The sequence below is a fragment of the Pseudomonas marvdashtae genome, assembly GCF_014268655.2.
In the GTDB taxonomy this organism is placed as follows: Bacteria; Pseudomonadota; Gammaproteobacteria; order Pseudomonadales; family Pseudomonadaceae; genus Aquipseudomonas; species Aquipseudomonas marvdashtae.
Map to the genome: position 1 here is coordinate 588,802 of NZ_JABWQX020000002.1, position 21,101 is coordinate 609,902.

Annotated in this window: 17 protein-coding genes and 1 pseudogene; 15 read left to right on the forward strand and 3 right to left on the reverse strand. The window is 60.1% G+C overall.

What is annotated here, in order from left to right; all coding sequences use genetic code 11:
- Positions 1-215 precede the first annotated feature (215 nt).
- Together HU742_RS22495 and HU742_RS22500 are read left to right on the forward strand one after the other, a co-directional pair.
- Positions 216-1,862, forward strand: a complete 1,647-nt coding sequence (locus HU742_RS22495) for a Na+/H+ antiporter (protein ID WP_186644172.1) — start codon at positions 216-218, stop codon at positions 1,860-1,862.
- 695 nt (positions 1,863-2,557) lie between these two features.
- Positions 2,558-2,922 (forward strand): annotated as a pseudogene (locus HU742_RS22500) (DUF6124 family protein).
- 183 nt (positions 2,923-3,105) lie between these two features.
- On the opposite strand, the gene dapC reads toward HU742_RS22500, so the two are convergent.
- Genes dapC through map form a run of 3 tightly spaced genes read right to left on the reverse strand, consistent with a single transcriptional unit; the run spans position 3,106 to position 7,878 of the window.
- Positions 3,106-4,305 (reverse strand): succinyldiaminopimelate transaminase, encoded by a 1,200-nt coding sequence (gene dapC / locus HU742_RS22505; protein WP_186644174.1) that lies wholly within the window; start codon positions 4,303-4,305, stop codon positions 3,106-3,108.
- 39 nt (positions 4,306-4,344) lie between these two features.
- Positions 4,345-7,047 (reverse strand): [protein-PII] uridylyltransferase, encoded by a 2,703-nt coding sequence (locus HU742_RS22510; RefSeq protein WP_186635002.1) that lies wholly within the window; start codon positions 7,045-7,047, stop codon positions 4,345-4,347.
- Between the two features lie 48 nt (positions 7,048-7,095).
- Positions 7,096-7,878, reverse strand: a complete 783-nt coding sequence (gene map, locus HU742_RS22515) for a type I methionyl aminopeptidase (protein ID WP_053118843.1) — start codon at positions 7,876-7,878, stop codon at positions 7,096-7,098.
- Between the two features lie 375 nt (positions 7,879-8,253).
- Between map and rpsB the strand changes: the two genes are divergently transcribed.
- From rpsB to lpxA, 13 genes are all read left to right on the forward strand, one after another.
- Positions 8,254-8,991, forward strand: a complete 738-nt coding sequence (rpsB, locus tag HU742_RS22520) for a 30S ribosomal protein S2 (RefSeq protein WP_186635005.1) — start codon at positions 8,254-8,256, stop codon at positions 8,989-8,991.
- Between the two features lie 192 nt (positions 8,992-9,183).
- Positions 9,184-10,047 (forward strand): translation elongation factor Ts, encoded by an 864-nt coding sequence (tsf, locus tag HU742_RS22525; protein WP_024619613.1) that lies wholly within the window; start codon positions 9,184-9,186, stop codon positions 10,045-10,047.
- A 210-nt stretch (positions 10,048-10,257) separates the two neighbouring features.
- On the forward strand, positions 10,258-11,001 hold the full coding sequence (gene pyrH / locus HU742_RS22530) for a UMP kinase (protein ID WP_039591983.1): 744 nt from the start codon (positions 10,258-10,260) through the stop codon (positions 10,999-11,001).
- Positions 10,998-11,555 carry a ribosome recycling factor gene (gene frr, locus HU742_RS22535; RefSeq protein WP_186635008.1) on the forward strand — a complete coding sequence of 186 codons (558 nt, stop codon included), beginning with the start codon at positions 10,998-11,000 and terminating at the stop codon, positions 11,553-11,555. The genes pyrH and frr overlap by 4 nt, the downstream gene beginning before the upstream one ends.
- Positions 11,556-11,568: 13 nt before the next feature.
- Positions 11,569-12,324, forward strand: coding sequence for a polyprenyl diphosphate synthase (gene uppS, locus HU742_RS22540; protein WP_186635011.1), 756 nt, complete (start codon positions 11,569-11,571; stop codon positions 12,322-12,324).
- The gene (locus tag HU742_RS22545; RefSeq protein ID WP_186644175.1) at positions 12,324-13,130 is read left to right on the forward strand and encodes a phosphatidate cytidylyltransferase; all 807 of its coding nucleotides are present in this window, start codon (positions 12,324-12,326) and stop codon (positions 13,128-13,130) included. Before uppS ends, HU742_RS22545 begins: the two co-directional genes overlap by 1 nt.
- The gene (gene ispC / locus HU742_RS22550; protein ID WP_186635018.1) at positions 13,127-14,317 is read left to right on the forward strand and encodes a 1-deoxy-D-xylulose-5-phosphate reductoisomerase; all 1,191 of its coding nucleotides are present in this window, start codon (positions 13,127-13,129) and stop codon (positions 14,315-14,317) included. Before HU742_RS22545 ends, ispC begins: the two co-directional genes overlap by 4 nt.
- A gap of 52 nt (positions 14,318-14,369) precedes the next feature.
- Positions 14,370-15,722, forward strand: coding sequence for a sigma E protease regulator RseP (rseP, locus tag HU742_RS22555; protein WP_186644176.1), 1,353 nt, complete (start codon positions 14,370-14,372; stop codon positions 15,720-15,722).
- Positions 15,723-15,796: 74 nt separating this feature from the next.
- On the forward strand, positions 15,797-18,172 hold the full coding sequence (bamA, locus tag HU742_RS22560; protein ID WP_186635024.1) for an outer membrane protein assembly factor BamA: 2,376 nt from the start codon (positions 15,797-15,799) through the stop codon (positions 18,170-18,172).
- Positions 18,173-18,217: 45 nt separating this feature from the next.
- Complete coding sequence (locus HU742_RS22565; RefSeq protein WP_003184901.1) at positions 18,218-18,721, forward strand: OmpH/Skp family outer membrane protein; 504 nt, start codon at positions 18,218-18,220, stop codon at positions 18,719-18,721.
- Between the two features lie 3 nt (positions 18,722-18,724).
- Positions 18,725-19,780 (forward strand): UDP-3-O-(3-hydroxymyristoyl)glucosamine N-acyltransferase, encoded by a 1,056-nt coding sequence (lpxD, locus tag HU742_RS22570; RefSeq protein ID WP_186635027.1) that lies wholly within the window; start codon positions 18,725-18,727, stop codon positions 19,778-19,780.
- A 105-nt stretch (positions 19,781-19,885) separates the two neighbouring features.
- The gene (fabZ, locus tag HU742_RS22575; protein ID WP_003184897.1) at positions 19,886-20,326 is read left to right on the forward strand and encodes a 3-hydroxyacyl-ACP dehydratase FabZ; all 441 of its coding nucleotides are present in this window, start codon (positions 19,886-19,888) and stop codon (positions 20,324-20,326) included.
- Positions 20,323-21,099, forward strand: coding sequence for an acyl-ACP--UDP-N-acetylglucosamine O-acyltransferase (gene lpxA / locus HU742_RS22580; protein ID WP_186635030.1), 777 nt, complete (start codon positions 20,323-20,325; stop codon positions 21,097-21,099). The genes fabZ and lpxA overlap by 4 nt, the downstream gene beginning before the upstream one ends.
- The last annotated feature ends 2 nt before the right edge of the window (positions 21,100-21,101 follow it).

Genomic DNA, 21,101 nt, shown 5'->3' on the forward strand with positions numbered 1-21,101 from the left:
GAACTGCCCCCTTTGCAGGTGCTGGAAATAAAAGGTGAAGGATTATGCCATGACCGGACGGTTCGCGGCGGCCCAGATCGGCATGCTCCCATCGGCTCATTCCACAGGGCGGCCTGCGACATAGGTGTAACGGCCAAGCTAATGTTAGGCGGTTAATATGGCACTTCATCGGCAAGCTGTTGCCGGATGTGTGTCGCCGCAAGTGGAAAACCGTCATGCAAAGCGCTTATACCGTCCTGATCCTGTTGATGCTGGTAGGCGTGTCTCGCCTGATCGGACGGTTGATCCCGTTGCCGTTGCCTCTGGTGCAGATCGCCGCCGGCGCCTTGCTGGCCTGGCCGTCCCTGGGCTTGCACGTGGCCCTCGATCCTGAGTTGTTCCTCTTTCTCTTTCTTCCGCCGCTGCTGTTCTCCGACGGTTGGCGCATGCCCAAGCGCGAGCTCTGGCGCCTGCGTGGGCCGATCCTGACGCTGGCGGTGGGGCTGGTGTTGTTCACGGTGGTGGGCGCCGGCTATTTCATTCATTGGCTGTTGCCGAGTATCCCGTTGCCAGTGGCCTTTGCCCTGGCCGCGGTGCTGTCGCCGACCGACGCCGTGGCGGTCTCGGCGATTGCCCGGGACCGTCTGCCCGCGCCGTTGATGCACATGCTCCAAGGCGAGGCGCTAATGAACGACGCGTCGGGCCTGGTGACCTTCAAGTTCGCCCTGGCGGCGGCGATCACCGGCGTGTTTTCCCTGGCGGGTGCGAGCCTGGCCTTTGTCCTGGTGGCGGTCGGCGGCCTGTTGGTCGGCGTGGCTTTGAGCTGGCTCGTGGGGCGCTTGCGGGCGTGGATGATTGCCCGAGGCTGGGACGATCCGGCCACCCATGTGGTGTTCATGTTGCTGCTGCCGTTTGCCGCCTATGTGCTGGCTGAACGCTTGGGCGCGTCGGGCATTCTCTCGGCGGTGGCGGCGGGGATGATGCAGAGCTGGCTCGACCTGCTGCCGCGCCAGACCGGCACGCGGCTGCTCAATCGCAGCGTTTGGTCGCTGCTGGAATTTGCCTTCAATGGCTTGATTTTCCTGCTGCTGGGCTTGCAACTGCCGGACATCATCAAGGCGGTGACCAGCCACGAGACGACGCTGTGGCCAACGCTGTTCTACCGCTGCCTGGAGGTGGTGGCGATTTTTTTGGTGTTGCTGGTGTTGCGGTTTGTCTGGGTGCAAAGCATCTGGCGCTTGTCCGGGCAACTGCGGCGCTGGCGCGGCAAGGGCGAGTTGACCCTGGTGCCGACCACGCGTTCTTGCTGGCTGCTGACATTTGGCGGGGTGCGCGGGGCGGTGACGTTGGCGGGTGTGTTGTCGGTGCCGTTGTTGTTAAGCGCCGGTGTTGAATTCCCGGAGCGCGACTTGCTGATCTTCATTGCCGCCGGGGTGATTCTGTTGTCGCTGATTGCGGCCTGCATCGCCTTGCCATTGCTGCTGCGAGGTATCGAGAAAAGTCCCGATGACAAGCGTCGCAACGAAGTTCGCGAGGCCTGGCGCAAAACCGCTGAAGCGGCGATCCATGCGCTGGAAGTGGAGGAGCCGACCGAAGCGACCAGCACACCGGATGCGGCCCAGGCGGCACTGGCGACTGAGGTCAAGGCACGGCTGATGTCCGAATATCGTCACCAGCTCGACGTCTTCAACGACTCCGCCGAAGCCCAGGCACTGGCATTCGAAATGGACCTGCTGGAACGCCGGCTGCGCTTGAAAGCCTATCGGGCGCAGCGACTGGAGTTGTATCGCCTCAGTCGTGAACACCAGATTGGCGATGATGTATTGCGTGAGGTGCTGGGGGAGTTGGATTTGGCGGAGGCGAATTTGGGGTTGGGGAAATAGCAGCCATGGCGCAAAGCTAAGTGTGGCGAGGGGATTTATCCCCGTTGGACTGCGCAGCAGTCCCAAAGCAGTCAATTCAAGCTGTCTGACACAGCGCGTTGTTAGCTTTGAGGGCTGCTTCGCAGCCCAGCGGGGATAAATCCCCTCGCCACAGGATAGATCACCACCACTTTGCGGATCTTCGGCATTTCAGGCGCAACAAAGCCCGGTGTGCCTTGTTCTCATAGAAAGCAAAGCCACCCGAAGGCGGTTTCAATCGACACGCAGCTGAGGTTGCTTTGCCCCGTCTGCGTGGCTGGGTCAACCCGGAGAGGGACCCAGACTCCTGCCAGCTTTCGCTGGTGACGGGGGCGATCATGGCTGCTGGTATTAGCGAATTCAAGCCAGCTTGATTCTTGAAACAGGGCTGCAAGTGATCTGTTGAGGTGCTAAACCTATGAAATCAATGGTTTGCCTTAGGGAGGCGCGTTTTATTTCTTTTCTTGTCTGAGCAGACAGATTGTCGTCTGTCAGACGTACCGAAGTTTCCGACAAGTTTTTAAGGTTGTCCGTCGGAAGCGAGGGCTCTAGCCTCTGGGTGTCGCTGCCAATTCAGCGACCGGACGTGATAATCCGAACAACACCTCTAGGAGCACGGGCTTCTGCGCTATCCAAGCGCGGGGCTTTACATACTTCAGCTCTAGGGAGCAATTTTGATGGACAAGAAAGAGACTCAAAACGCACCAAAGCCAGCCTCCACTTCCCCTACGGTGACTATGCCCCCGAAAAGCTGCAAGAGGCAGCCGATCGTGTGTTGGATCAATATCTCAAGCCTGATGACGACAGCAAGTCAGACCCCAAACCCTCGGTACAGTTATTCACTGTGGCTGACGGTATCGACACCGAAGTGTTGCTGGCCAACCTCAGCGAAACCCTGGCTTCGGCCAATGCGATGCTCAACGACCTTGCCTTCGATCAGGACGGCTCGCGACGGCATGTAGCATTGGGAGTGGCCCAGATGATTGAGTTGGGGATGTTGTTGGCGAACAAGTGCCTGGATCGGGTAGAGCTTCGGACTTGATGCAATAAGTGCCGGCCTCATCGCGAGCAAGTTCGCTCCCACAGGGGATTTGTGGTGTTTGATCGTTCCCACGCTCTGCGTGGGAATGCCGCCAGGGACGCTCCGCGTTCCGCTTCGGGGATGTGACGCAGAGCGTCACGGGATGAATTCCCACGCAGAGCGTGGGAACGATCAATGGGGTGATTAACCCCGACGCTGGATGAACGCGCGGATCCGTTCCGCCGCTTCCACGCATTCGGCCAATGGCGCGACCAGGGCCATGCGCACGCGGCCGGCGCCTGGGTTGACGCCGTCGACATCGCGGGACAGGTACGAACCCGGCACGACGGTCACGTGTTCCTGTTCGAACAGGTCACGGCAGAACGCTGCGTCGTCGCCCGCTACGTTCGGCCACAGGTAGAAGCTGCCGTCGGGGCGTTGCACGTCCAGCACCGGGCTGAGGATTTCCAGCACCGCGTCGAACTTCTCCCGGTACAGCACGCGGTTGGCCCGTACGTGCACTTCGTCGTTCCACGCGGCGATGCTCGCCAGTTGGGTTTGAACCGGCATGGCGCAGCCGTGGTAGGTGCGGTACAGCAGGAAGCCCTTGAGGATGTCCGCATCGCCGGCCACGAAGCCTGAGCGCAGGCCGGGCAGGTTGGAGCGTTTGGACAGGCTGTGGAACACCACGCAGCGCTTGAAGTCCTTGCGCCCGAGTTCAACGCAAGCCGTGAGCAGCCCCGGCGGCGGGGTTTGTTCGTCGAAGTAGAGTTCGCTGTAGCACTCGTCCGAGGCGATGACGAAGTCGTATTCGTCAGCCAGGGCGATGAGTTTCTTCAGCACATCCACCGGGATCAACGCGCCGGTCGGGTTGCCCGGGGAGCACAGGAACAGGATCTGGCAGCGTTTCCAGATGTCCGGCGATACGGCGTCGAAATCCGGATTGAAGCCGTTCTCGTCCAGGCACGGCAGGTAGTGCGGCTTGGCCCCGGCCAGGAACGCCGCGCCTTCATAGATTTGATAGAAGGGGTTCGGACTCACCACCAGGGCATCGTCGGCCCGGTTGACCACGGTCTGGGTGAAGGCGAACAGCGCCTCGCGGGTGCCGTTGACCGGCAGTACGTGGCGCGCCGGGTCGAGCCAGCCGTTCGGCACGTTGAAGCGGCGCTCGCACCAGCCGGTGATGGATTCACGCAGTTCCGGGATGCCGAGGGTGGTCGGGTACACGGCCATCTTTTCCAGATTGCTGGCCAGGGCCTCAGCCACGAAGCTCGGCGAACGATGCTTGGGCTCGCCGATGGACAACGCGATCGGGCGCTTGTCCGGGTTGGGCGTGACGCGGCCGAGCAGGGCGCGCAATTTTTCGAACGGGTAGGGCTGGAGCTGGTTCAGGGCGTTGTTCATCGTTGCGCAATCTCTCAAAACGGCTGAATCATGACGCAATCAGATGCTGATGCGCGTCAGGTTGATGTCGGGTTCCTGGTTGACGCTCAAGTGCCGGACGATCGCTTCCTGCAAGCGGCTGCATAACTGCGGATCGGACAGCGGCTGGTTGTGAGCGTCGGTGATAAAGAAAACGTCTTCCACCCGCTCGCCGAGCGTTGCGATCTTGGCGTTCTGCAGTGACAGGTCGAACTCCAGGAAGATATGGCCAACCCGCGCCAACAGGCCCGGCCGGTCCGGAGCACTGAGTTCCAGTACCGTGACCTGGCGCTGGGCATCGTTGTGGATCGTCACCAGAGGCGCGAAGGCGAAGTGCTTGAGCTGGCGTGGCACCCGGCGCTGGATGATGGTCGGGTAGTCCGCCGGGTTGCGCAGGGCTTCGGTAAGTCCGTCGCGAATCTGCTTGACCCGCGCCGGGTTATCGCCGATCGAGTCGCCGTCGGTGTCGAGCACGATGTAGGTGTCGAGGGTGAACTGGCTGCTGGACGTGATGACCCGGGCGTCATGAATGTTGAGGTTGAGCTGGTCCATTGCGGCCACGGTCACGGCGAAGAAGTCGTGCTGGTCCGGGGCATAGATGAATATCTGCGTGCCGCCCTCGAACTCGCGCTGGGTGGTTTCCTTGATCAGCACCAGCGGCCCGCCATCGGCCGGTTGCTGGAGAATCGCGTCGCTGTGCCAGGCCACATCGCCGGCGGTATGGCGCAGGAAATAATCATCGCCCAGTTGCGACCAGAGCTGCTCGACGTCGTCCGGGTCGGTGCCGCCGCGCACCAGGATGTCCAGCGCCGCGCTTTGGGTGCGACGGATCTGCTCTTCGCGGTCCACCGGGTTTTCCAGGCCGCGGCGCAAGGCACGCTTGGTCTCGGTGTAGAGCTGGCGCAACAGGCTGGCGCGCCAGGAATTCCACAGGCTCGGGTTGGTGGCGTTGATGTCGGCCACGGTCAGCACGTAGAGGTAATCCAGGCGGGTTTCATCGCCGACGATCTGGGCGAAGTCATGGATCACCTGCGGGTCGGACAAATCCTTGCGCTGGGCGGTGGTCGACATCACCAAGTGGTTCTGTACCAGCCAGACGATCAACCGGCTGTCCCATACCGGCAGCTGATGCCGCTGGCAGAAGGCTTCGGCATCCACCGCGCCGATTTCGGAATGGTCGCCTTGGCGACCTTTACCGATGTCGTGATACAGCCCTGCCATGTAGATCAGCTCGGGCTTGGGCAACTTGGCCATGAGCTTGCTGGCCAGCGGGAATTTCTCCGACACCTGGGTGTACTGCAGCTTGCGCAGGTGCTTGATCAGGTTCAGCGTGTGGGCGTCGACCGTATAGATGTGGAACAGGTCGTGCTGCATCTGTCCGACAATGAAGCCGAATTCTGGCAGGTAACGCCCGAGGATCCCGTAGCGGTTCATCCGCCGCAGGTTGCGGTGCACGCCGATCTTGCACTTGAACAGCTCGATGAACAGGCTGGTGTTGCGAATATCGTGGCGGAAGTCGTCGTCGATCAGGTGACGGTTTTCCCGCAGCAGGCGGATGGTGTCGGCGCGCACACCCTTGATTTCCGGCTGCTGGGCCATGAGCACGAAGATTTCGAGCATGGCAAAGGGCGTGCGGCGGAACACATTGGGGTTGCGCGCTTCGATGTAGCCGTCGTGCAACTGGAAACGTGAGTTGATCGGCTGCGGTGGCTCTTCGTCTTCGGGCGCGAGGATGACTTCCTCGAAGTGCTGGATGATCAGCTCGCTGAGTTGGGCGATGCTCATCACCACGCGGTAGTACTGTTGCATGAAGTTTTCGATGGACTGCTTGGCATCCTGCCCCTCGAAACCCAGCAGGCCAGCGATGGATCGCTGATGATCGAACAGCAGGCGGTCCTCGGAGCGTCCGGCGAGCATGTGCAGCGCATACCGGACCTTCCACAGGAACTCCTGGGACGACGCGAGCAAGGCGTTTTCGCTTTCCACCAGGAAGCCTTCCCCGGCCAGGGCCCGCAGGTTCAGCGTGCCGTACTGGCGGCGGGCGACCCACAGGATCGTCTGGATGTCCCGCAGCCCGCCCGGTGAGCCCTTGACGTTGGGTTCCAGGTTGTATTCGGTGTCGTTGTACTTGTGGTGGCGGGCCTTCTGCTCGGCGTGCTTGGCCAGGAAGAAATCCTTGCTCGGCCACATGTGCGCCGTGCTGGTGACATCGAGCATGCGCTGGCGCAGCCGCTCGGGGCCGGCGATGGTGCGACTTTCCATCAGGTTGGTGATCACCGTGAGGTCGGCGCGAGCCTCGTCGGCGCATTCCTGCACCGAACGCACGCTTTGGCCGACCTCCAGGCCGATGTCCCATAGCAGCGTCAGGAAACGCTCGATGGAGTCGCGGAAGATTTCATGGTCGGCGCTGTCCAGCAGGATCAGCAAGTCGATATCCGAGTAGGGGTGCAGTTCGCCACGCCCGTAGCCGCCCACCGCGACCAGGGCAATGTCGGCATCCTCGCTCCAGTTGAACTGTTCCCAGGCCTTTTGCAGGATGTTATCGACGAACCAGGCGCGATCCTCGATCAGCCGGCGAATATCCCTGCCGCTGCGAAAGCGCTGGTCGAGCACTTCGCGGGCCTGGCGGATCGCTTTCTTGAACGCCGATATGGGGCTTGCCTTCAGGGCCAGTTCAGCCTGGAACTGGCCGCGGTCGAAGAGTTCGGGATCCACCTGCGGCATCGAATGGCTTTCCTTTCTATCTATCTATAGCTATAGGCTGGGCGCGGATCAGGCGGAAACGCGAGCAATGGTGTCATCGCTGCGCAGGGTAAAGATCTCGTAGCCGGTCTCGGTCACCAGCAACGTGTGTTCCCACTGGGCCGACAGCTTGCGGTCCTTGGTGATGGCAGTCCAGCCGTCGCCCAATACCTTGGTGTCGGCGCGACCCTGGTTGATCATCGGCTCGATGGTGAAGGTCATGCCCGCCTGCAGTTCCATGCCGGTGCCGGCGCGGCCGTAGTGCAGGATCTGCGGTTCTTCGTGGAACACCTTGCCAATGCCGTGGCCGCAGAATTCGCGCACCACCGAGAAACCGTTCTTCTGCGCGTGCTTCTGGATCACTTCGCCGATGTCGCCAAGGCGACAGCCCGGTTTCACCAGTTCAATGGCCATGTACATGCATTCCTGGGTGACCTTCGACAGACGCTGGGCCCACTCCGGAACGTTGCCGACATGGAACATGCGGCTGGTATCGCCGTGGTAGCCATCCTTGATGACGGTGACGTCGATGTTCAGGGTGTCGCCATCCTTCAACGGTTTTTCGTTGGGGATGCCGTGGCAGACCACGTGGTTGATCGAGGTGCAGATCGACTTGGGGAAGCCTTTGTAGTTGAGCGGCGCCGGGATGGCTTTCTGCTCGTTGACGATATAGTCGTGGCAGATGCGGTCCAGCTCTTCGGTGGTCACGCCCGGCTTGACGTAGTCGGCGATCATTTCCAGCACTTCGGCGGCGAGCTTGCCGGCGACACGCATTTTTGCGATGTCCTCGGGAGTCTTGAGGGTAACGGTCATACAGGCTCTCTCTGCGCCCGACGGCGCTGTTCAAAACGAAATGGGCGGCGGATGATGGTCGGTGCGGCCCTGAAAGAGGCGATTCTAACAGACGCTCGGCGCAAATCCGCGCCCGCGTGCATCGCTTCTCTCTATAAAGGGGCCGTCGCCACAGTCAATGAATGGGCTGCATGAGGGCGCTTCGCCGGGTTTTCAGAATCCGGGTTTCGTTTTCATCCTTACTGTGGTATAAAATGCGCCGCTTTCCGGGGATGACCCCGTGAGCTTAAATCCACACACGTGTCGACACGATGGCCTGGGTGCCTTCGGCTTATTCAGCCGCTGGTTGGTCATTGGGATACGTGGAGGCCAAACCCGACTTATCAAGGAACTATCATGTCCCAAGTCAACATGCGCGATATGCTGAAGGCCGGTGTGCACTTCGGTCACCAGACCCGTTACTGGAACCCGAAAATGGGTAAGTACATTTTCGGCGCGCGCAACAAGATCCACATCATCAACCTTGAAAAAACCCTGCCGATGTTCAACGAAGCACTGACCTTCGTAGAGCGCCTGGCCCAGGGCAAAAACAAGATTCTGTTCGTCGGCACCAAGCGTTCCGCTGGCAAGATCGTTGCTGAAGAAGCAGCACGTTGCGGTTCGCCGTACGTCGATCACCGCTGGTTGGGCGGCATGCTGACCAACTTCAAGACCATTCGCGCTTCCATCAAGCGTCTGCGTGACCTTGAAGTCCAGTCCGAAGACGGTACTTTCGCCAAGCTGACCAAGAAAGAAGCGCTGATGCGCACTCGCGATCTTGAGAAGCTGGACCGCTCCCTGGGCGGTATCAAGGACATGGGCGGTCTGCCTGACGCACTGTTCGTGATCGACGTTGACCACGAGCGCATCGCGATCACCGAAGCCAACAAGCTGGGTATCCCGGTCATCGGCGTTGTCGATACCAACAGCAGCCCGGAAGGCGTTGACTACATCATCCCAGGCAACGATGACGCCATTCGCGCCATCCAGCTGTACATGGGTGCGATGGCTGACGCTGTCATCCGTGGTCGCAACAATGTAAATGGCGGCACCGAAGTCTTCGCTGAAGAAGCTCCGGCAGCAGCAGCTGAGTAATTGACGCCCTGGCGTTGACTCAGTAAGCAAAAAGGGGGCTTGGCCCCCTTTTTGCCACCTCGAAAACCATTTGTAGGCAGCGCAGCTACAGCATCTGTAACGTGCAGCGGCTAACAAAGGGTGTTTCAGGAAGAATTGATCGCCCGTTCGGTCGGGTGGAATGGTTGAAAACCTATCCAAGAGGATTTTGAAATGGCAGAGATTACTGCAGCGTTGGTCAAAGAACTGCGCGAGCGTACCGGCGAAGGCATGATGGACTGCAAGAAAGCCTTGACCAAGGCTGGCGGCGACATCGAAAAAGCCATTGATGACATGCGTGCTTCGGGCGCCATCAAGGCTGCCAAGAAAGCCGGCAACATTGCCGCTGAAGGCGCGATCGGCATCAAGGACGACGGCAAGGCCGCCGTTATCATTGAAGTCAACTCGCAGACCGACTTCCTGGCCCTGCAAGACGACTTCAAGGCATTCGTTGCCGCCAGCGTCGAAAAAGCATTTGCCGACAAACTGACCGACGCAGCTCCGCTGATCGCCGCTCAGGAATCGGCTCGTGAAGCCCTGGTTGCCAAAGTAGGCGAGAACGTCAACATTCGTCGCCTGGTTCGCGTTGAAGGCGATGTTGTCGGTTCTTACCTGCACGGCAACAAGATCGGCGTAGTCGTGGCCCTCAAAGGCGGCAACGTCGAGCTGGCCAAGGACATCGCGATGCACGTCGCTGCCAGCAACCCTGAGTTCCTGCTGCCGTCGGAAGTTTCCGCTGACGCCATCGAACGCGAGAAAGCCGTGTTCATGCAGCTCAACGAAGACAAGATCAAAGGCAAGCCAGCCGAAATCGTTGAGAAAATGGTTGCCGGTCGCATCACCAAGTTCCTGGCTGAAGCCAGCCTGGTTGAGCAGGCGTTCGTCAAGAACCCTGAAATCAAGGTCGGCGAACTGGCCAAGAAGGGCGGCGCTGAAATCGTTTCCTTCACCTACTTCAAAGTCGGCGAAGGCATCGAGAAGCCAGTAGACAACTTCGCTGAAGAAGTCGCTGCTCAGTTGGCTGCCAGCAAGCAATAAGACGGTTTCACGACTGTCGCCCAGAAGAGGCTGCCCGCTCACGCGCGCAGCCTCTTTTCGGATGGGGATGCCGATTTATATTGGTTTCCCGCCGGAACTGGCTTACAAAGCCGTGTTCCGATGGCGCGGTTTCAGCGCCAAGCTAGAGTGAAGGCAGGCTGCAAACAGCCTCAAAGAATTTTCGAAAATACGCCGCAGGAGAGATTCGCAATGGCTCAGCAGGGCAGTGGTTATCAGGCTCGCTATAAACGCATTCTACTCAAGCTTAGCGGCGAGGCCCTGATGGGCTCGGAAGAGTTCGGGATCGATCCGAAGGTGCTGGATCGCATGGCGCTGGAAGTCGGGCAGTTGGTCGGGATCGGCGTTCAGGTCGGCCTGGTCATCGGCGGCGGCAACCTGTTCCGTGGCGCGGCGTTGAGCGCGGCGGGCATGGATCGGGTCACGGGCGATCACATGGGCATGCTGGCCACTGTGATGAACGCCTTGGCTATGCGCGACGCGCTGGAGCGTGCCAATATCTCGGCCATCGTGATGTCGGCCATTTCCATGGTTGGCGTGACCGATCACTATGATCGCCGCAAAGCCATGCGCCACCTCAATTCCAAGGAAGTGGTGATTTTTGCCGCCGGTACCGGCAATCCGTTTTTCACCACGGATTCGGCCGCTTGCCTGCGAGCGATCGAGATCGACGCCGATGTCGTGCTCAAGGCAACCAAAGTGGACGGCGTGTATACCGCTGACCCATTCAAAGACCCGCATGCCGAGAAGTTCGATCATCTGACCTACGATGAAGTGCTGGATCGCAAGCTGGGTGTAATGGATCTGACCGCCATCTGCCTGTGCCGCGACCACAAGATGCCGCTGCGGGTTTTCAACATGAACAAGCCTGGCGCCCTGCTCAATATCGTACATGGCGGCGCCGAAGGAACACTGATCGAGGAAGGCAAGCAATGATCAATGAAATCAAGAAAGACGCTGAAGAGCGCATGAAGAAGTCCTTGGAGTCTCTGAGCCACGCATTCGGCCAGATTCGTACCGGCAAGGCTCACCCGAGCATCCTCGGTAGCGTCATGGTGCCTTACTACGGCACTGACACACCGCTGAGCGGCGTCGCCAACGTCACCGTGAAAGATTCGCGCACCCTGCAGGTCGTGGCTTTCGAGCGCAACATGCTCGCTGCTGTAGACAAGGCGATCCAGAGCGCCGGTCTGAATCTCAACCCAACCAACCTGGGTGAGCTGCTGCTGATCCCGATGCCGGCCCTCACCGAGGAAACGCGCAAAGGCTTCACCAAACAGGCTCGTAGCGCAGCGGAAGACGCGCGTGTTGCCGTGCGCAATATCCGTCGTGACGCGTTGGGTGAACTGAAGAAGCTGGTCAAGGATAAGGAAATCAGTGAAGACGAAGAGCGTCGTGCCATCGCTGATATCGATAAGCTGACAAAAGAATCCGAGGCCCAGATCACCAAGGCCACGGACGAGAAAGAAAAAGACCTGATGGCCGTATAAGGGTCTCGCTTTAATGGAAAAGACCAAGCAGGCCGTGCCGTTCGCGGTACCGCGCCATGTGGCGATCATCATGGACGGCAATAACCGCTGGGCCAAGAAACGCTTTATGCCTGGCGTTGCCGGGCACAAGGCGGGGGTCGATGCGGTTCGTGCTGTTATCGAAGTGTGCGCCGAGGCTGGGGTCGAGGTGCTCACTCTGTTCGCCTTCTCCAGCGAGAACTGGCAGCGTCCCGCCGATGAAGTCAGTGCCTTGATGGACCTGTTCCTCAAGGCCCTGCGGCGCGAAGCCAAGCGATTGGACGAGAACAGGATCTGCCTGCGGATCATTGGTGATCGCTCGCGTTTCCATCCTGAGCTGCAAGCCGCAATGCGTGAGGCTGAGGCTGCCACGGCTGGCGCCGATCGGTTTGTGCTGCAAATTGCTGCCAATTATGGCGGCCAGTGGGACATCGCCCAGGCGGCCCAGCGACTGGCGCGTGAAGTCCAGGCCGGTCACCTGCGGCCCGAAGACATCACCCCCGGGCTGTTGCAGGCCTGCCTGGCGACCGGTGACCTGCCGTTGCCGGATTTGTGTATCCGCACCGGTGGCGAACACCGCATCAGCAATTTCCTGCTCTGGCAGCTGGCTTACGCCGAGCTGTACTTCTCCGACCTGTTCTGGCCGGACTTCAAACACGAAGCCATGCGCATCGCACTGGCCGATTTCGCTTCCCGTCAGCGTCGTTTCGGTAAAACGAGCGAGCAGATCGAAGCTGGAGCCCGGGTTTAATGCTAAAACAACGAATCATCACTGCCCTGATCCTGTTGCCCATCGCCTTGGGTGGTTTTTTCCTGCTCGAAGGGGCGGGCTTTGCCCTGTTCATCGGGCTGGTCGTGACTTTGGGTGCGTGGGAATGGGCGCGCCTGGCAGGTTTCGCCAGGCAGTCGGCGCGCGTGACCTATGCGGTGGCGGTCGCCGCCATGTTGTTCGTCATGTACCTGGTGCCCGGCATCGCGCCGTGGGTGCTGGGGGCGGCAGTGCTGTGGTGGGCGACGGCGACCTTCCTGGTGTTGACCTATCCGCGTACCACTCATCACTGGTCCAATGCCGCTACCAAGCTGATGATTGGTCTCTTGATCCTGCTGCCGGCCTGGCAGGGGCTGATCTGGATCAAGCAGGGGCCGCTGGGCAACTGGCAGATCATGGCGGTGATGGTGCTGGTCTGGGGGGCTGATGTCGGTGCTTATTTCTCCGGTCGTGCTTTTGGCAAGCGCAAGCTGGCGCCAAAGGTCAGTCCTGGCAAGAGCTGGGAAGGTGTCTATGGTGGGCTGGCCTTGAGCCTGGTGATCACGGCTGTGGTCGGCTTCGTGCGCGACTGGACGGTCGCGCAGCTGCTGATGGGCCTGATCGGCGCAGCGATCATTGTATTTGTGTCGGTGGTCGGCGACCTGACCGAAAGCATGTTCAAGCGCCAATCCGGGATCAAGGACAGCAGTAACCTGCTGCCGGGCCACGGTGGCGTGCTCGATCGTATCGACAGCCTGACCGCCGCGATCCCAATCTTTGCAGTGCTGTTGTGGATGGCGGCATCGTGAGTCGTCCCCAGCAGATTACCGTCCTGGGTGCCACTGGTTCGATCGGTCTCAGTACGCTGGATGTCATCGGCCGGCATCCAGAGCGCTACCAGGTGTTTGCCCTCAGCGGTTTCACGCGCCTGAGTGAATTGCTGGCGCTGTGCATACGCCACGCGCCGCGGTTTGCCGTGGTGCCCGAGGCAGCCGTGGCGCAGGGGCTGCAGGACGATTTGCGCGCAGCCGGTTTGCAGACGCGTGTCCTGGTGGGGGAGGAGGGCCTGTGCCAGGTAGCCTCCGATCCGGAGGTCGATGCTGTTATGGCGGCAATTGTCGGCGCTGCGGGCTTGCGTCCGACGCTGGCTGCGGTCGAGGCGGGCAAGAAGATCCTGTTGGCCAACAAGGAAGCGCTGGTGATGTCCGGCGCACTGTTCATGCAGGCGGTGCGCAAAAGTGGCTCCGTGCTGTTGCCCATCGACAGCGAGCACAATGCGATTTTTCAATGCATGCCGCGAGATTTCTCTCGCGGCCTGGGCGTGGTGGGTGTACGCAGGATTCTTCTGACAGCCTCTGGCGGTCCGTTCCGGCAGACGCCGCTGGAAGAATTGGTGCATGTTACGCCCGAGCAGGCCTGTGCCCACCCGAACTGGTCCATGGGGCGCAAGATTTCCGTGGATTCGGCCAGCATGATGAACAAGGGGCTGGAGCTGATCGAGGCCTGCTGGCTGTTCGATGCCCGGCCGTCCCAGGTCGAGGTGGTGATTCACCCGCAAAGCGTGATTCACTCCCTCGTGGATTACGTCGATGGGTCCGTGCTGGCACAGTTGGGCAACCCGGACATGCGCACGCCAATCGCCAATGCCCTGGCCTGGCCGGAGCGGATTGATTCGGGCGTGGCGCCGTTGGACTTGTTCGCCATTGCGCGCCTGGATTTCCAGGCGCCCGATGAGCAGCGCTTCCCGTGTCTTCGCTTGGCGCGACAGGCAGCCGAGGCGGGCGACAGTGCACCGGCCATGCTTAACGCCGCCAACGAAGTGGCGGTCGCGGCGTTTCTCGACGGGCGTGTCCGTTACCTCGAGATCGCGAGTATCATCGAGGAGGTCCTGAATCTTCAGGCCGTGGTTTCACTCGATGACCTCGACGCGGTATTCACCGTGGATGCCAGGGCTCGAGAGCTGGCGGGTCAGTGGTTGAGGCGCCACGGGCGTTGAGGCGGCGGTACGTTAGCCAGGGTTGTCCTGGACAGGATTGTGGAGAAAACAGATGAGCGCGCTCTATATGATTGTCGGCACCCTGGTTGCGCTGGGGGTGCTGGTCACTTTTCACGAATTCGGCCATTTCTGGGTCGCGCGTCGCTGTGGCGTCAAGGTCCTGCGTTTTTCCGTCGGTTTCGGCATGCCGTTGCTGCGCTGGCACGACAAGCAGGGGACCGAATTTGTCGTGGCGGCCATCCCGCTGGGCGGCTACGTCAAGATGCTCGATGAGCGTGAGGGCGAAGTGCCCGCCGAGCAGCTCGATCAGTCCTTCAATCGCAAGACCGTTCGTCAGCGTATCGCCATCGTTGCGGCCGGGCCGATCGCCAACTTCCTGCTGGCCATGGTGTTTTTCTGGGCGCTGGCGATGTTGGGCAGCGAGCAGGTACGGCCGGTTATCGGTGCGGTCGAGGCGGGCAGCGTGGCGGCTCGCGCCGGATTGAGCGCTGGCCAGGAAATCGTTGCCATAGATGGTGAACCGACCTCGGGCTGGGCTGCCGTCAACCTGCAACTGGTACGTCGCCTGGGTGAAAGCGGTTCGTTGCAACTGCTGGTGCGTGAGCAGGGATCGACGGCGGATTTGCCCCGGGAGCTGATGCTCGATAATTGGCTCAAGGGTGCCGACGAACCAGACCCGATCCGTTCCCTGGGGATTCGCCCATGGCGGCCGGCGTTGCCACCAGTGGTGGCTGAACTTGATCCGAAAGGCCCGGCTCAGGCCGCTGGCTTGAAGGCCGGTGACCGCTTGCTGGCTTTCGATGGCCAGCCGGTCAGTGACTGGCAGCAGGTAGTCGACTCGGTTCGTGTACGTCCTGATACCAAGATTGTGCTGCGTGTCGAACGCGACGGTGCTTCAATCGACGTCCCGGTGAACTTGGCCGCCCGCGGCGAAAGCAAGGCGCCGACCGGTTATCTGGGGGCTGGCGTCAAGGCTGTCGAGTGGCCAGCGGAAATGATCCGCGAGGTCAGCTTCGGTCCTGTCGCGGCCATTGGAGAGGGTGCGCGGCGTACTTGGACCATGAGTGTCCTGACCCTAGACTCGCTCAAGAAAATGTTGTTCGGCGAGCTCTCGGTAAAAAACTTGAGTGGACCGATAACCATTGCTAAAGTGGCGGGCGCTTCTGCCCAGTCGGGCGTCGCTGATTTCCTGAATTTCCTTGCTTATCTGAGCATTAGCCTGGGGGTTCTGAATTTGCTGCCCATTCCGGTACTGGATGGGGGGCATCTGCTGTTTTATCTGATCGAGTGGGCGCGTGGTCGTCCCTTGTCGGATCGGGTGCAAGGTTGGGGGATACAGATCGGTATCAGCTTGGTGGTCGGGGTGATGTTGCTTGCCTTGGTCAACGATCTGGGTCGTCTGTAACGCTTCGCTGAATTGCGAATCTGCCGCATTTTGCGGCAGTTTGTTTATTGCCAGTTGGAATAAGAAAGGACTTCATGAAACGTCTGCTGCTAACTGCGGTTCTCACCGTATTGATGATCGCCGAAGTTCACGCCGAGTCCTTCACTATCTCTGATATTCGCGTCAACGGCCTCCAGCGGGTTTCCGCGGGTAGCGTCTTTGGTGCCTTGCCGCTCAACGTCGGCGAGCAAGCGGATGATCGGCGCCTGGTGGAATCCACTCGCGCTCTGTTCAAGACCGGCTTCTTTCAAGATATCCAGCTGGGCCGTGACGGCAATGTCCTGGTCATCACGGTCGTCGAGCGCCCGTCGGTCGCCAGTATCGAGATCGAAGGCAACAAGGCGATCTCCACTGAAGACCTGATGAAAGGCCTCAAGCAATCCGGCCTGGCCGAAGGCGAGATATTCCAGCGCGCCACCCTCGAAGGTGTGCGCAACGAGCTGCAACGCCAGTACGTTGCCCAGGGCCGCTATTCGGCCACGGTCGACACCGAAGTGGTGCCGCAGCCGCGCAACCGCGTCGGCCTGAAGGTCAACATCAACGAAGGCACCGTTGCGGCCATCCAGCACATCAACGTGGTGGGCAACACTGTCTTCCCCGATGAAGACCTGATCGACCTGTTCGAACTCAAGACCACCAACTGGTTGTCGTTCTTCAAGAACGATGACAAGTACGCCCGTGAAAAACTCTCCGGTGACCTGGAGCGCCTGCGTTCCTACTACCTGGACCGTGGCTACATCAACATGGACATCGCCTCGACCCAGGTGTCCATCACTCCGGACAAGAAACACGTCTACATCACCGTCAACGTCAACGAAGGCGAGAAATACACCGTTCGTGACGTCAAGCTCAGTGGTGACCTGAAGGTTCCCGAGGACCAGGTCAAGTCGCTGTTGCTGGTGCAGAAGGGCCAGGTGTTCTCGCGCAAGCTGATGACCACCACCTCTGAACTGATCACCCGTCGCCTGGGTAACGAGGGCTACACCTTCGCCAACGTCAACGGCGTGCCGCAGCCGCACGATGAAGACCATACCGTCGACATCACCTTCGCCGTGGATCCGGGCAAGCGTGCCTACGTCAACCGCATCAACTTCCGTGGCAACACCAAGTCCGAGGACGAAGTGCTGCGCCGTGAAATGCGCCAGATGGAAGGTGGCTGGGCGTCGACCTACCTGATCGACCAGTCCAAGACCCGCCTGGAGCGCCTGGGCTTCTTCAAGGAAGTCAACGTCGAGACCCCGGCTGTACCGGGCGTCGATGACCAGGTCGATGTGAACTACAGTGTCGAAGAGCAGGCTTCCGGCTCGATCACCGCCAGCGTCGGTTTCGCCCAGAGTGCGGGCCTGATCCTCGGTGGTTCGATCACCCAGAACAACTTCCTGGGTACCGGTAACAAGGTCAGCATCGGCTTGACCCGCAGCGAATACCAGACCCGCTACAACTTCGGCTTCGTGGACCCCTACTGGACTGCCGACGGCGTAAGCCTGGGCTACAACGCCTTTTATCGCACCACCGACTATGACGAACTCGATTCCGATGTATCCAGCTATGCAGTAGACAGCTTGGGTGCCGGCGTCAACGTGGGCTATCCAATCAGCGAGACTTCGCGCCTTACATTCGGCCTCACCGCCCAGCAGGACGAGATCAGCACTGGCCGCTATACCGTTGACGAGATCTTCGATTTCGTCAACAAGGAAGGCGACAAGTACCTGAACTTCAAGGCGTCTGTCGGCTGGTCCGAATCGACCCTGAACAAAGGTGTACTGGCGACCCGCGGCCGTTCCCAGAGCCTGGTCCTGGAAACGACTACGCCTGGCAGCGACCTGTCGTTCTTCAAGATCGACTATCGAGGCCAGCTGTTCCAGCCGTTGACCGACAACTACACCATGCGCCTGCACACCGAGCTGGGTTATGGCGACGGTTACGGTTCGACTGACGGCCTGCCGTTCTACGAGAACTACTATGCCGGTGGTTTCAACTCGGTACGTGGCTTCAAGGACAGCACCCTGGGCCCGCGCAGTACGCCGAGCCGAGGCAACAACCCAGGCACCATTGCCGACCCGGACCAGGATCCACTGCCGTTCGGTGGCAACGTGCTCATCCAGGGCGGCGCCGAAATCCTGTTCCCGATGCCGTTCGTCAAGGATCAGCGCTCCCTGCGTACCTCGGTATTCTGGGATGTGGGTAACGTGTTCGACTCCAGTTGCGACGACACCACCAACGCTAACGGTACGAGCTCCAATACCAAGTGCAATGACATCAGCCTGAGCAACCTGGCCAGCTCAGTCGGCGTGGGCGTGACCTGGGTCACCGCGCTGGGTCCATTGAGCTTCGCGTTGGCAATGCCGATCAAGAAACCGGATGACGCTGAAACTCAAGTGTTCCAATTCTCCCTCGGCCAGACGTTCTAAGCGTCTGACCCAAGATAACGACAATGGATTTTGTAGGAGTACATCGTGCGTAAGTTGACTCAATTGGTTCTCCTGGCGACCGTACTGGTCGCGGGTCCGGCTTTTGCCGACATGAAGATCGCCGTACTGAATTATCAGATGGCCCTGCTGGAATCCGACGCGGCGAAGAAATACGCCGTGGATGCGGAGAAAAAATTTGGCCCGCAACTGACCAAGCTCAAGGGCCTGGAAAGCAGTGCCAAGGGTATCCAGGATCGTCTGGTCGCCGGTGGTGACAAGATGGCCCAAGGCGAGCGCGAGCGCCTGGAGCTTGAATTCAAGCAGAAGGCCCGGGACTTCCAGTTCCAGTCCAAGGAGCTGAACGAAGCAAAAGCTGTTGCTGACCGTGAAATGCTCAAGCAGCTCAAGCCGAAACTCGACAGCGCTGTGGAAGAAGTCATCAAGAAAGGTGGTTTTGACCTGGTGTTCGAGCGTGGTGCAGTGATCGATGTCAAACCTCAATACGACATCACGCGCCAGGTTATCGAGCGCATGAATCAGCTGAAGTAATCCATGACAGCGACTATCAAGCTCGGCCAATTGGCCGAGTTCCTCGGCGCCACCCTGCGTGGCGACCCGGAGAAGGCAATTACTGGGCTAGCCACTTTGCAAGAGGCTGGCCCAGCTCAGTTGAGCTTCCTGGCAAATCCTCAATACCGCAAATACCTGGCTGACAGCCGGGCTGCCGCGCTGTTGCTCAAGGCTGGCGATGCCGAAGGGTTTGCCGGCGATGCGCTGATAGTGCCCGATCCGTACCTGGCGTATGCGCGCATTTCCCATCTGTTCGATCCCAAGCCGAAGTCGGCCGCTGGCATTCATCCCAGCGCGGTGATCGCGGCGGATGCCCTGGTTGACCCCTCGGCCAGCATCGGTCCTTTTGTCGTCATCGAAAGCGCGGCCCGAATCGGTGCCGGCGTCACGCTGGGCGCCCATTGCGTCATTGGCGCACGCAGCGAGATAGGCGAAGGCGGCTGGCTGGCGCCACGCGTGACCCTGTACCACGATGTGCGCATCGGCAAGCGGGTGGTGATCCAGTCCGGCGCTGTGCTGGGCGGTGAAGGGTTCGGTTTCGCCAACGAAAAAGGCATTTGGCAGAAGATCGCCCAAGTCGGCGGTGTCACCGTTGGCGATGACGTGGAAATCGGCGTCAATACCGCGATTGACCGTGGTGCCCTGGCCGATACCGTAATAGGCAATGGCGTCAAGCTCGACAACCAGATCCAGATCGCCCACAACGTCCAGGTCGGTGACCACACCGCCATGGCTGCCTGCGTGGGCATCTCCGGCAGCACCAAGATCGGCAAGCATTGCATGTTGGCCGGTGGCGTAGGGCTGGTGGGACACATCGATATCTGTGACAACGTTTTCCTGACCGGCATGACCATGGTTACCCACTCGATTACCGAGCCGGGTGCCTATTCTTCCGGTACGGCCATGCAGCCGGCAGCCGAATGGCGCAAGAGCGCGGCGCGTATCCGCCAGCTCGACGACATCGCGCGGCGCCTGAAACAGATGGAAAAGCGTGTAGGGGACGTGACCCCTGGCGGCAATGCTTCATCAGATGGCTGATACCATTTCCATATCAAGTGTGCACAGCCGTTAGGGCATCTTGATTTGCTAGCGGAGTGCGCGTCACTCGTGCGCTCCCAATCTTTACATAGGCTTCCCCCCGAAATGATGGACATCAACGAGATTCGCGAATACCTGCCTCACCGTTACCCGTTCCTGCTGGTGGATCGGGTCGTGGACCTGGATGTTGAAGGCAAGCGCATTCGCGCCTACAAGAATGTCAGCATCAACGAGCCGTTCTTCAATGGTCACTTCCCCGCGCACCCAATCATGCCGGGCGTATTGATCATCGAGGCGATGGCCCAGGCTGCCGGGATCCTTGGTTTCAAAATGCTCGACGTAAAGCCTGCCGACGGCACGCTTTATTATTTTGTCGGCTCCGACAAGCTGCGCTTCCGCCAGCCTGTCACCCCGGGCGATCAGTTGATCCTCGAGGCCAAATTCATCAGCTGCAAGCGCCAGATCTGGAAATTCGAGTGCCAGGCTTCGGTCGACGGCAAGCCGGTCTGCTCCGCTGAAATCATCTGCGCGGAACGCAAGCTATGAGTTTGATTGACCCTCGCGCAATCATCGATCCGACGGCCGTGCTGGCCGCCGATGTCGAGGTTGGCCCTTGGTCGATCATCGGCGCAGGTGTGGAAATCGGCGAGGGCACGGTGATCGGCCCCCACGTAATTCTCAAGGGGCCGACCCGGATCGGCCGGCACAATCGCATCTACCAGTTTTCGTCGGTAGGCGAGGACACGCCCGATCTCAAGTACAAAGGTGAAGAAACGCGTCTGGTCATCGGCGATCACAATGTGATCCGCGAAGGCGTGACGATTCACCGTGGCACCGTTCAGGACCGTTCCGAAACGACCCTGGGCGACCACAACCTGATCATGGCGTATGCCCACATCGGTCATGACAGCGTTATCGGCAACCATTGCATCCTGGTCAACAACACCGCGCTGGCCGGCCACGTGCATGTGGACGATTGGGCGATCCTGTCCGGGTTTACCCTGGTCCATCAGTATTGCCATATCGGCGCCCACAGTTTTTCCGGCATGGGCACGGCCATCGGCAAGGACGTTCCAGCCTACGTCACCGTGTTCGGTAACCCGGCCGAAGCCCGCAGCATGAACTTCGAAGGCATGCGCCGCCGTGGTTTCAGCGAAGAGGCAATTACCGCGCTGCGTCGGGCCTACAAGGTCGTGTATCGCCAGGGCCTTACCGTCGAGCAGGCGCTCGCCGAGCTGGCCGAGGCTTCGGCGCAGTACCCGGAAGTCGCGATCTTCCGCGATTCCATCCAGTCTTCGACCCGCGGCATCACTCGCTGACC